Source organism: Bacteroides sp. (genome assembly GCF_052357945.1).
GTDB lineage: Bacteria > Bacteroidota > Bacteroidia > Bacteroidales > Bacteroidaceae > Bacteroides.
This window is the reverse complement of record NZ_DAWCXD010000023.1, coordinates 20,579-33,111: the sequence shown is the minus strand read 5'-3', so window position 1 is coordinate 33,111 and position 12,533 is coordinate 20,579. Positions and strand designations below refer to the sequence as shown.

The 12,533-nt window shown below is 41.4% G+C and carries 10 protein-coding genes; 3 read left to right on the top strand and 7 right to left on the bottom strand.

Features of this window, described 5'->3' with window-relative positions; translation table 11 throughout:
• Positions 1–89 precede the first annotated feature (89 nt).
• The gene (ybaK, locus tag ACT8YW_RS07100; protein ID WP_444104478.1) at positions 90–569 is read right to left on the bottom strand and encodes a Cys-tRNA(Pro) deacylase; all 480 of its coding nucleotides are present in this window, start codon (positions 567–569) and stop codon (positions 90–92) included.
• Positions 570–673: 104 nt separating this feature from the next.
• On the bottom strand, positions 674–3,499 hold the full coding sequence (gene uvrA / locus ACT8YW_RS07095) for an excinuclease ABC subunit UvrA (RefSeq protein WP_004317904.1): 2,826 nt from the start codon (positions 3,497–3,499) through the stop codon (positions 674–676).
• A gap of 158 nt (positions 3,500–3,657) precedes the next feature.
• On the opposite strand from uvrA, the gene ACT8YW_RS07090 reads away from it, so the two are divergent.
• On the top strand, positions 3,658–5,424 hold the full coding sequence (locus ACT8YW_RS07090) for a LysM peptidoglycan-binding domain-containing protein (RefSeq protein ID WP_444104477.1): 1,767 nt from the start codon (positions 3,658–3,660) through the stop codon (positions 5,422–5,424).
• A 7-nt stretch (positions 5,425–5,431) separates the two neighbouring features.
• Positions 5,432–6,166: a porin family protein gene (locus ACT8YW_RS07085; protein ID WP_444104476.1), complete on the top strand. Its 735-nt coding sequence runs from the start codon at positions 5,432–5,434 to the stop codon at positions 6,164–6,166.
• A 265-nt stretch (positions 6,167–6,431) separates the two neighbouring features.
• On the opposite strand, the gene ACT8YW_RS07080 is transcribed toward ACT8YW_RS07085, so the two are convergent.
• The 5 genes from ACT8YW_RS07080 to ACT8YW_RS07060 all read right to left on the bottom strand — a co-directional run bounded on the left by ACT8YW_RS07080 (position 6,432) and on the right by ACT8YW_RS07060 (position 10,211).
• Positions 6,432–6,875 carry a DUF4293 domain-containing protein gene (locus ACT8YW_RS07080; protein ID WP_444104475.1) on the bottom strand — a complete coding sequence of 148 codons (444 nt, stop codon included), beginning with the start codon at positions 6,873–6,875 and terminating at the stop codon, positions 6,432–6,434.
• Between the two features lie 108 nt (positions 6,876–6,983).
• Positions 6,984–7,319, bottom strand: coding sequence for a DNA-directed RNA polymerase subunit omega (locus ACT8YW_RS07075; protein ID WP_004299989.1), 336 nt, complete (start codon positions 7,317–7,319; stop codon positions 6,984–6,986).
• 14 nt (positions 7,320–7,333) lie between these two features.
• The gene (locus ACT8YW_RS07070) at positions 7,334–8,137 is read right to left on the bottom strand and encodes an outer membrane protein assembly factor BamD (RefSeq protein ID WP_004299990.1); all 804 of its coding nucleotides are present in this window, start codon (positions 8,135–8,137) and stop codon (positions 7,334–7,336) included.
• A gap of 330 nt (positions 8,138–8,467) precedes the next feature.
• Complete coding sequence (locus ACT8YW_RS07065; protein ID WP_444104474.1) at positions 8,468–8,893, bottom strand: amino acid-binding protein; 426 nt, start codon at positions 8,891–8,893, stop codon at positions 8,468–8,470.
• Between the two features lie 19 nt (positions 8,894–8,912).
• Positions 8,913–10,211 (bottom strand): phenylacetate--CoA ligase family protein, encoded by a 1,299-nt coding sequence (locus tag ACT8YW_RS07060; protein WP_287645623.1) that lies wholly within the window; start codon positions 10,209–10,211, stop codon positions 8,913–8,915.
• 135 nt (positions 10,212–10,346) lie between these two features.
• Between ACT8YW_RS07060 and uvrB the strand changes: the two genes are divergently transcribed.
• Positions 10,347–12,377 (top strand): excinuclease ABC subunit UvrB, encoded by a 2,031-nt coding sequence (gene uvrB, locus ACT8YW_RS07055; RefSeq protein ID WP_444104473.1) that lies wholly within the window; start codon positions 10,347–10,349, stop codon positions 12,375–12,377.
• Positions 12,378–12,533 lie beyond the last annotated feature (156 nt).

Below are 12,533 nucleotides of genomic sequence, written 5' to 3'. Positions count from 1 at the left end.
ATTATTAAATTAATGATTTAATGGTCGATACCACATATATTTTGCAAATATATACTTTTTCTCGAGTTTTTGCACAATGATTTGTTAAACTACTCCTCAAATAAACGACAAATTTCCGCCCTGGATTCACGAATCAAATCTTCCGGAGCTATTTTTATCTGAAGTCCCCGTACACCGGCACTTACATAAATATACGGAAATTGTTGGCTGGTTTCATGAATATAAGTAGGAAAATGCTTTTTCATACCGATCGGCGAACAACCTCCCCGGATATATCCGGTAAGTGGCAGAAGTTCTTTTACGGGAATCAACTCGCACTTCTTGTTACCCGAAGCTTTAGCTGCCAGTTTCAAATCAACTTCATGTTCTCCCGGAATGACACAGACAAAATATCCGCTTTTATCGCCGTGCAGAACAAGCGTTTTAAAGACCTGCTTGATGTTCTCTCCTAAACTTGCTGCCACATGAACAGCACTCAAGTCGTTTTCATCTACTTCGTAGGGAATTAATTCATAGGCTATCTTAGCCTTATCTAACAGCCGTGCGGCATTTGTTTTATTGATTTTCATTTTCGTTGTATTTATAAGTTCTATATCTGATAAATAAAGAATATGATATGATAAGTGCCAACTCATCGAAGATTGTCCGATAAGTTGGCACTCTATGATTTAAATTAGAGACCCAGCTCTTCGCGAAGAAACTTAGGTGTATATCCTTTAGGGCTCTTCGCAACTTCTTCCGGTGTTCCGTAACTAAGGAGTTCTCCCCCGCCCTTACCACCTTCAGGGCCCATATCGATAATATAATCCGCCATTTTAATCACATCCAGATTGTGCTCGATGACGATAACAGTATTACCTTTATCTACAAGCTTATTCAATACTCCCATCAATACACGGATATCTTCAAAATGAAGTCCGGTAGTCGGTTCGTCAAGGATATAAAGAGTTTTGCCCGTATCTCTTTTCGATAGCTCCGTTGCCAGTTTCACACGCTGGCTTTCTCCGCCGGAAAGAGTGGTAGAAGATTGCCCCAGTTTTATATATCCGAGTCCGACATCCTGCAAGACTTTAATCTTATTCAAGATTTGCGGCACATTTTCAAAGAATTCCACAGCACGGTTGATCGTCATGTCAAGTACATCGGCAATTGATTTTCCCTTGAAACGTACTTCCAGTGTTTCCCGGTTATAACGTTTACCGTGACAAACCTCACAAGGCACATATACATCAGGAAGGAAATTCATTTCAATCGTCTTATAACCATTTCCCGTACATGCTTCACAACGCCCACCTGCAACATTAAAGGAGAAACGTCCCGGTTTATAACCGCGAATCTTAGCTTCCGGCAGACCTACAAACAGGTTACGGATATCAGAAAACACACCGGTATAAGTCGCAGGATTGGAGCGTGGCGTACGTCCCAAAGGTGATTGATCCACATCTACTACCTTATCTATATTTTCCAACCCTTCAATCGAATCATATTCCAAAGGATCTTGCAAAGAATGATAGAACTTCTGTGAAAGAATCGGTTGCAAAGTTTCATTAATCAAGGTGGATTTTCCACTTCCTGACACACCAGTTACGCAAATCAGTTTACCTAACGGAAATTCAACATCTACATTCTTCAGGTTATTCCCCTTCGCTCCTTTCAGCCAGATAGATTTCCCATTTCCTTTTCTACGCTTGGCAGGGATTTCTATCTTCATCTTGCCATTCAGATATTGCGAAGTCATTGTATCTGTATTCAGCATCTCCTGCGGGGTTCCGGCGAAAACGACTTCGCCTCCGAGACGTCCGGCTTTCGGACCCATATCGATGACATAATCGGCAGCCAGCATCATATCCTTATCATGTTCCACTACAATCACGGAGTTCCCCATGTCGCGGAGTTCTTTCAACGAGTTGATAAGACGCAGATTATCACGCTGATGCAGACCGATACTCGGCTCGTCGAGAATATAAAGTACATTCACTAATTGCGAACCAATCTGTGTAGCCAAGCGGATACGCTGACTCTCACCACCGGAAAGACTAACAGAGCTACGATTCAATGCCAGATAATCCAGACCCACGTCCAGCAAGAACTTCAAACGTGTGCGAATCTCTTTCAGAATCTCCACCGATATTTTCTTCTGCTTATCGGACAGGAACTCATCCACCTTCATCAACCAGTCGTACAACTCGTTGATGTCCATATTCGCCAACTCATTGATATTCTTATCATGGATACGAAAATGCAAAGCTTCTTTATTCAAACGAGCCCCTTTACATTCGGGACAAACCGTTGTTTTGGCAAATTGTTCCGCCCATTTCTGTGCTGTTGCAGAAGCATCCTTTTCCTGCAACATCTGAATATACTTCACCACTCCTTCGTAAGTAACAAAGTAATCGGAGGAAGTACCGATCAGCGAACTCTTGATTTTAATCCGTTCGTCAGAACCGTACAATACTTCATCAATCGCATCGTCCGGCAACTCCTTTATCGGAGTTTTCAGTGTTGCGTCGTACTTCTCGAGCAAAGCACCGATTTGCCAGAAAATCATCGCATTCTTATATTTTCCCAAAGGTGCTATCGCTCCTTCATAAATAGAAAGTTCACGATCGGGAATCACTTTGTCCACATCAATCTGATTGACTACTCCCAATCCCTTACACTTCGGACATGCCCCTTGCGGTGAATTGAATGAGAAGTTATGCGGAGCCGGTTCACGATAAGACAATCCGGTGACAGGACACATGAGCCGTTTACTATAATGACGAATACTTTCAGACTGGGCATCCAGAATCATCATCAACCCATCTCCCTGGCGCATAGCGGTTGCCACACTCTGTTTCAAGCGCCGGTCATCTTTCTCCGCTACCACTAATTTATCAATAACCACTTCTACATCGTGATTTTTATAGCGGTCGAGTTTCATGCCATGCGTTATTTCACGCACTTCACCGTCCACCCGTACATACAGGTATCCTTTTTTACGTATTTGTTCGAAAAGTTCCCTGTAATGTCCCTTACGTGAACGAACTAGCGGAGCCAGCAGATATATTTTCTTTCCTTTATAATCTTTCAGAATCAAGTCCAGAATCTGCTCTTCGGTATATTTCACCATCTCCTCACCCGACAGATACGAATAAGCCACTCCCGCACGGGCATATAGCAAACGGAGATAATCATATATCTCCGTAGTCGTTCCTACGGTAGAACGGGGATTTTTATTCGTTGTTTTCTGTTCAATGGAGATAACCGGACTCAAACCTGTTATCTTATCGACATCCGGACGTTCCAGATTGCCCAAGAAGTTACGGGCATACGCTGAAAAAGTTTCGATATAACGACGCTGTCCTTCGGCAAAAATCGTATCGAAGGCTAAAGAAGATTTTCCACTACCGCTCAATCCGGTGATAACAGTCAAACTGTTACGGGGAATTTCGGCATCAATATCCTTTAAATTGTGCACGCGCGCACCGTACACATTAATATATTCTGTTTCCTGCATATTCATATCCTTCCATAAATGTTGCAAAATTAATGTTTCCGCCCGAAATATGCTCCTAAAAAAGCACAATATTATTTTCTTAACTCAAATCTTATGAAGATATAGGGCATTATTTGTACCTTTGTTCCTTGATTTCAAGAACCAATAGTTATAATTTGATGAAACCGATAAACCGTATATTCTTATTTTTGCTTTTTATAAGCGTTTCATATGCTATCAGTTATGCACAAGAAAACCAATCATATTTCTTGCATACCATCGAAAAAGGACAAAGTTTATACTCCATCTCCAAGATGTATAATGTCACTACATCAGACATCATACGTCTGAATCCGGGCTGTGACGAAAAGATCTATGCCGGACAGACAATCAAAATTCCTACGGGAAAAGAGAGTCAGAAGGGAGAAACATTCCATACGATTCAAGCCGGAGAAACACTATACAAACTGACAACCATGTATAATGTATCCGCCAAAGATATTTGTGAAGCAAACCCCGGTTTGAGTGCCGAAAATTTCCGCATCGGACAGGTCATCCTGATTCCGCAGAAAAAAGAAGAGCAAACTGCTACTGCAACTCAAACGCCTACCGAACAGACCACCATTCAAGGTCCTGTTGTTCCGAAATGCAAGGATATGCATAAGGTAAAACGCAAAGAGACTATTTTTAGCGTGAGCCGTGAATATGGAATCAGCGAGCAGGAGTTAATTGCAGCTAACCCGGAACTGAAAAAAGGCATGAAAAAGGGACAATTCCTTTGCATCCCTTACCCGGCAGCAACGACCGTGCAACCTACACAGAAGGAAGATCCTTACGCTATTCCTCCCAGCAATAGCGAGCTTTTCCGCAAAAGTAAAGAGACTCCCCAAAAGCTGTCTACCATTAAAGCAGCTTTATTGTTGCCTTTCCAGGAAGACAAACGCATGGTGGAATATTACGAAGGTTTCCTGATGGCAGTAGACAGTCTGAAGCGTACAGGTATTTCTCTTGATCTATATGTATATGATTGTGGAAAAGACGTTTCTACATTAAATACGATTCTTGCCAAGAACGAGATGAAAAGTATGAATATCATCTTCGGTCCGATGCATCAGAATCAAATAAAGCCATTGTCCGACTTCGCAGAGAAGAACGACATACGCCTGGTGATTCCTTTCTCTCAAAAAGGAGAAGAGGTATTCAACAATCCGGCAGTTTATCAGATTAATACGCCTCAATCTTATTTATATTCAGAGGTTTATGAGCATTTCACCCGCCAATTCCCTAATGCGAACGTTATTTTCATCGAACCGTCGAGTGCTGACAAGGAGAAAGCGGAATTTATCAGCGGCTTGAAACAAGAGTTGAAGAGCAAAGGAATTCCTATGAGAACCGTCAGCGAAAGCGCAACTAAAGAAACATTGAAAGCAACACTTCGCAGTGATAAAGAAAACATTTTTATCCCGACATCGGGCAGTAATGTTTTACTGATTAAGGTACTTCCTCAACTGACGTTGTTAGTCAGAGAGAATCCTGCAGAAAAAATTCACCTGTTCGGCTACCCGGAATGGCAGACTTACACCAGAGATCATCTGGAAAATTTCTTTGAGTTGGATGTATATTTCTACTCTTCATTCTATACGAATACATTGTTTCCGGCAGCCGTGCAATTCACCAACGCTTATCATAAATGGTATAGTAAAGATTTGGCAAGCAAATACCCCAACTACGCAATGCTTGGCTTCGACACCGGTTTCTTCTTCTTGAAGGGATTATCGCTCTATGGCTCGGAATTGGAAAACAATCTGCCTAAGATGAACCTGACTCCAATCCAGACAGGATTCAAATTCCAGCGCGTGAACAACTGGGGAGGATTTATTAACAAGAAAGTGTTCTTCATACGTTTCACTAAGAATTTTGAATTAGTAAAACTTGACTTCGAATAATACGAAAATGATAAAGATAAAACCATTTTTGATTGCAACACTCCTACTTACGGGATTTGCTCTTCCTGCCACTGCCCAGATTGGAGAAGCACGCAGCAATTTATCAGTAGGTGTCAATGGAGGTGTCAACTTAAACAGTGCTTCTTTTACTCCCACCATCAAGCAAAATAGCTTGATGGGAATTACCGGAGGGTTGACGGCACGTTATATATCCGAGAAGTATTTTGCCATGATTTGCGGTGCACAAGTCGAATTGAATGTATCACAAAGGGGCTGGGACCAATTGTTTGAAACGGTATCATTGGACGATAACGGATATGAAGTCACCTCGAAGGATCCGAGCAAAACTTATACCCGCAAAATGACCTATATTGATATTCCTTTTCTAGCCCATCTTGCTTTCGGACGAGACAGAGGATTGCAATTCTTTGTCCATGCAGGTCCTCAAATCAGCTTTCTAATCAGTGAATCGGAAACAATAAAAGGTATTGATATGAATAGCTTATCTGATACACAGAAAGCCCTGTACGGAGTTAAGATTCAAAATAAATTTGACTATGGTATTGCCGGTGGCGGTGGTGTAGAACTTAGAACAAAGAAAGCCGGTAGCTTCATCGTTGAAGGTCGTTATTACTTTGCCCTGTCTGATTTCTACAGCACTACTAAGAAAGATTATTTCGCCCGTGCAGCGCATGGAACCATTACCATAAAGCTCACGTACTTATTTGACTTGAAGAAATAAAATCCTCTCCCTCCTCCACTTTCGAGAGAAGGAGCTTGAATATCTACAAAGCATCGCTTTAGGGATACTCTTTAAATAAATAAGGCAACTAACTCGCAATGAATTAGTTGCCTTATTTGTATCTTTAAAACAGGGATATTCAGTAAATGCCCCGTTTTAGAGATGCTAAAGCATAGCTTTAGAGAACAAAAAGCATCGCTTTAACTCTTATAAAGCGATGCTTTTCAAATCATATTAACGAATCACCCAAATATAGGGAAAAGTCTTATCTCAATCTATCCGCAGCCTTCACCATCACCTCATCGCGTCCGATAGCACGAACAGCCAATATATTCAGAATGATGGAAATAAGTGGCAAACACAATGCCCAGCCTATACGGAACATATTTTCATCATTCTTCAATGCAAAATAAAAAGCAAGGGCAGCAATGTAATAACCTACCAATAATAAGCTATTGAAAATTGTCATGCGAATCTGCAACATACGGTTCTTATACAAAAAGATAGTAGCCACAGCCACGATGGTGCTAACCATCAGAATTCCGAATAAGCCCCATGTAGACTGAATAGCATCGTTTACTTCCAATCCTAATGCCTTAAAAGGATGTTCTCCCATTGCGTCAATAAAGTAGCCCATCGGCAAACACATGGCTGTAATCAGCAATCCTACAACAATCAATAAATAAACAGTTTGAATTCGTTGAATCATAAGTATTCTAAATAGTAGTTGAGTTAAACAATAATAGCCAAGCAATAAGGAGCAGGGATAATCATCCCACTTACTACTTGACTATCAAATTCTTCGTCAGAAAATAAATTACTGAAGTTTTTCTTTCTCCTTAGCCGGATTTCTATAATATATTTTCCCTTCGATGTATTCTTGCGTAGCAATCAAGTCCGGTTTCGGCAATTTCTCATAATAACGAGAAATTTCGATTTGCTCTCTATTTTCAAACACTTCTTCCAAATTGTCATTGTAAGAAGCAAACTCTGCCAGTTTCTTAGAAAGATCGTTTTTGATTTCTACACTGATCTGATTAGCACGCTTACCAATAATGGCAACTGTTTCATAAACATTACCTGTATCAGCACAGAGTTCCATCATGTCACGGGTTACTGTTGTAGCAGGAGCATTCGTTTTTTTGTAGTCCATAAATCTATTTAAATTTAGTCTTTAATTACTTTTTGTGATTCATTGAATATCTTCTCGGCTTCTTTCAAATATTTACTTTCAGGAAATTCATTCTTAAAAGCGTAATATTCATCAATCGTCTCGCGGTAACGATCCATCTTCTTATCCTCAACGCTATAGATAGCCATTTCGTGTCTTGCACGCAGAACCAAAATGGAAAGTTCTTCACGATAATCAGTATAAGGATAATCCTTCAATGCATTTTGAGCTGTGATTACACAAGACTCATAGTTATTGCCCAAATAATTACCCAGATTATAATATAACCTTGCTGAATAAAGCTCTTTCAAAACCAGTTTATCCTGTAAAGCAAAAATCATATCTTGTGCTTCCTGCTTCTTTGTGCTGTTCGGGAAATACTCCATGAACATCTGCAACTGCTGGATAGCCTGATAAGTACTTGATTGATCCAAACGTGGTTCCGGAGTATCCAGGAATAAAGCTTTACCTGCATGGAAACGTGCCAGTTCGGTGAAAGTGCCACGTGGATACGTATTAAAATAGGTGATAAATGTCTGGGCAGCTGTCTGATAATCTTTCTGATTATAGTAGCTCATTCCCAACATATACAAAGATTCTTCCGCTTTATCGGTTCCTTTCAGAATGGTTATCAACTCATTCAGCAAGGTAGCTGAACGATTATACTGTCCCTTCGCAAAATAGTTTTTGGCGGCTTCGTACTTGTATTCGTAATCGGTGCTTTTCAGCAATTTATTATACTCCCCACATGATGTAAGAGTAGCTGCTGCAAGCAAAGTTATAATGATATTTTTCTTCATCCTATTTAAAAATAATGCGCAAAGTTACTTATTCGCTGGGAATTTAGCAATTAATCTGTGTTTTTTAATACATAAAAGGCGTTAAACATCGACAAAAGGAGAGAAAATGACGTCGAATTACAAACGACAAACTATAAACAGCAGATTATAAACGAATCACAATAGTGACGGTATGTGTTCGGGATAGTGACGGTATCGTTGGCATATACCGTCGCTATCTTCACCGGACAGCGTCACTATATTTATAGTAAAAACGGTAAGCAATTGCGTTGTCCTTGAATTAGATAACACAACTGTTTACCGTTCATTATTTATTGCTCACTGTTATATTTACAGTTTATACAAGTCACTTGCAGCCAGTAAATCGACTTTCTTTTCTTTCAATACCCCGATACACTTATCCAGGTTGCTGGGGCGAATCACTACATTTGCAATATGGTTATTGGCAAACGAATACATATATTCAATAAATACACCCTCTTCTGATAAATATCCCAGCACTTTTGCCAAAGCACCCGGCACATTGGGACAGCTTATACCTACTACATCAGTCACATTCACTGCAAAATGATTATCTTTTAAAGCTTTGTATGCTCTATCCGGATCGGATACAATTCCACGCAAAATACCAAAATCAGCATTTTCGGCAATGCACAAGGCGGAAAGATTGATATTTTCTTTCGCCAGCACTTCAGTCACTTCCGTCAAACGGCCTGACTTATTTTCCAAAAAAATAGAAAGTTGTTTTGCTACCATTATCGTAAAGTTTTAAGTATTAAATCTTTCTGTTATCAATTACACGTTTCGCTTTACCTACGCTGCGTTCAATGCTGCGAGGCTCTACCAGTTTCACGTTGACTCCCAGTCCGAGTACGCTTTGCAAACGTCCTCCCAGTTTCTTCTTCAAAGCCAGCATTTTGTTGATCTCATCCGAATAGAATTCCGGACGTACTTCAACCTGGAGTTCCATTGTATCGGTATTGTTTTCACGACCTACTATCAACAAATAATGCGGTTCAAACTCTTCCATTTCAAGAATGACTGATTCAATCTGCGTCGGGAATACATTCACACCGCGGATAATCAACATATCATCACTACGTCCCAAAATACGATCCATACGTACCAATGTACGCCCACAGGAACATTTATCATGATGCAAAGCCGTCAAATCACGCGTACGGTAACGAAGCAACGGCATACCCTCTTTAGTTAAATGAGTAAATACCAGTTCGCCCGTTTGACCGGATTCCACCGGTTGCAATGTATTCGGGTCGATGATTTCCGGGAAGTAATGGTCTTCATTCAAGTGAGTCCCGTGCTGACATTCGCACTCGTACCCGACACCCGGTCCGGCAATCTCACTCAATCCATAAATATCATATGCTTTGATTCCCAGCTTTTCTTCTATCTCATGACGCATATTTTCCGTCCAGGGTTCTGCACCGAAAGCACCGACTTTCAGTTGGAATTCTTCACGTGGCAAACCGGAATCTTTGATTGCATCTGCCAGATAAAGCGCATAGGAAGGAGTACAACAAAGCACTGTCGATCCGAAATCGTGCATCAAGGTTATCTGTTTTTCCGTGTTACCACTGGACATCGGAATAACAGAAGCACCGATATTTTCGGCTCCTGCATGTGCTCCCAATCCGCCCGTGAACAGTCCGTATCCATAAGATACCTGAAAAACATCAGAACGCCCCGCTCCATAAGCGGTAAAAGCACGTGATATACATTCCGCCCATGTAGACAAGTCCTTACGGGTATATCCTACAACCGTCGGTTTTCCGGTTGTTCCGGAAGAAGCATGAATACGTACAATCTGGCTCATCGGCACGGCACAAAGTCCGAACGGATAATTATCTCTTAAATCATGTTTCGTGGTAAATGGCAGTTTTACAATATCATCAATACTATTGATGTCATCGGGAGTAATCCCCATTTCCTGCATCTTCTTTCGATAGAAAGGCGTGTTGTGATAAACGTAATCTACAATTTTCTTGAGTCGTATGCTTTGAATCTTGCGAAGACTTTCGCGGTCCATACACTCAATGCTCTCATTCCAAATCATGTGTTTCTGGTATTACTAGTTGTATGAATCTGTTTTTTGATATTAATATGTTGCAAAGTAAAGGATTTATTTGGAAAAATGATTTGTTATCTCGATTATTTTACCGAATATTGCTCCACTTTTTAGGATTTAACTATGAATTATGAACTAACATCAGCTTATAAACCTACCGGAGATCAGCCGGAAGCTATAGCACAACTTACTGAAGGGGTACTTCAGGGAGTTCCCGCACAGACTTTATTAGGAGTGACCGGGTCGGGAAAAACATTTACCATTGCCAATGTGATCGCCAATATCAATAAACCCACCTTGATTTTGAGCCATAACAAAACACTGGCTGCCCAGCTCTACAGTGAGTTTAAAGGATTTTTCCCCAATAATGCGGTAGAATATTACGTTTCTTACTATGATTATTACCAGCCGGAAGCCTATCTGCCGAACAGTGATACATATATAGAGAAGGATCTCGCCATCAATGATGAAATCGACAAGCTCCGGCTCTCTGCCACTTCCGCCCTACTCTCCGGGCGAAAAGACGTGGTAGTGGTTTCTTCCGTATCTTGTATCTACGGTATGGGAAATCCTTCGGACTTCTACAAAAATGTCATCGAAATAGAACGGGGACGGATGATGGACCGCAATGTGTTTCTACGTCGTTTGGTAGACAGTTTGTATGTTCGCAATGATATCGACTTGAACCGTGGCAATTTCCGGGTCAAGGGCGACACGGTGGATATTTATCTGGCTTATACCGACAACCTGCTCCGCGTCACCTTCTGGGGGGATGAGATTGACGGCATCGAAGAGGTAGACCCTATCACAGGAGTTACTATCGCACCATTTGACGCCTATAAGATTTATCCGGCCAACCTGTTCATGACTACCAAAGAGGCTACTCTCCACGCTATTCATGAAATAGAGGATGATTTGACCAAGCAAGTAGCTTTCTTCGAATCTATCGGCAAAGAATACGAGGCCAAACGATTGTATGAACGAGTAACTTACGATATGGAAATGATTCGGGAATTGGGACATTGTTCCGGAATTGAGAATTATTCCCGTTATTTCGACGGCCGTGCTGCCGGTACCCGCCCCTATTGTTTGCTCGATTTCTTTCCGGATGATTTCCTGATCGTTATCGACGAAAGCCACGTAAGCGTACCCCAAATCCGTGCAATGTATGGAGGAGACCGTGCACGAAAAATCAATCTTGTGGAATATGGTTTCCGATTGCCTGCCGCTATGGACAACCGCCCGTTGAAATTTGAAGAGTTTCAGGAGATGGCAAAACAAGTAATCTACGTTAGTGCTACACCGGCGGATTATGAATTGATTCAGTCGGAAGGAATCGTCGTGGAACAGGTGATTCGTCCTACCGGTCTGCTTGATCCTATCATCGAAGTGCGTCCGAGTCTCAATCAGATTGACGATTTAATGGAAGAAATCCAGCTCCGTATTGAAAAGGAAGAACGCGTACTCGTCACTACACTAACCAAACGAATGGCAGAAGAACTGGCAGAATATCTTCTTAATAATAATGTGAGATGTACCTATATCCATAGTGATGTCGACACACTGGAACGTGTGAAGATTATGGATGATCTCCGGCAAGGAGTTTACGACGTACTTATCGGGGTGAACCTGCTTCGTGAGGGTCTCGACCTTCCGGAAGTGTCTCTCGTCGCTATTCTCGATGCAGACAAAGAAGGGTTTCTCCGCTCCCACCGTTCGTTGACACAAACTGCGGGACGTGCCGCGCGTAATGTGAACGGTAAGGTAATCATGTATGCTGATAAGATGACGGATAGTATGAAACGGACGATTGATGAAACGAACCGTCGTCGCGAAAAGCAGTTGGCATATAATGAGGCAAACGGAATTACTCCGCAACAGATTAAAAAGGCCAGAAACTTGTCTGTATTCGGCAATGCAAAAGAAGCCGATGAACTGTTGAAAGAAAGACATGCTTATGTAGAACCTTCTACTCCGAATATCGCAGCAGATCCGATAGTGCAGTATATGAGTAAAGCGCAAATGGAAAAGAGTATCGAGCGTACCCGCAAACTGATGCAGGAAGCAGCCAAGAAACTCGAATTTATCGAAGCCGCACAATATCGTGACGAATTATTGAAACTGGAGGACTTGATGAAAGAGAAATGGGGATAAAATTTCCCCATTGTTCACCTATCATAACCTGATTGCTAAGGGTTGAAACTCTTAACAAACCTGTAACTTCGCATTTAGTCTATTAATTAGTGTTATAAAAACACCAATTAAGGGCTGATAATTTGCAAAGTTACCGGAATCCCGTATCTTTGCACT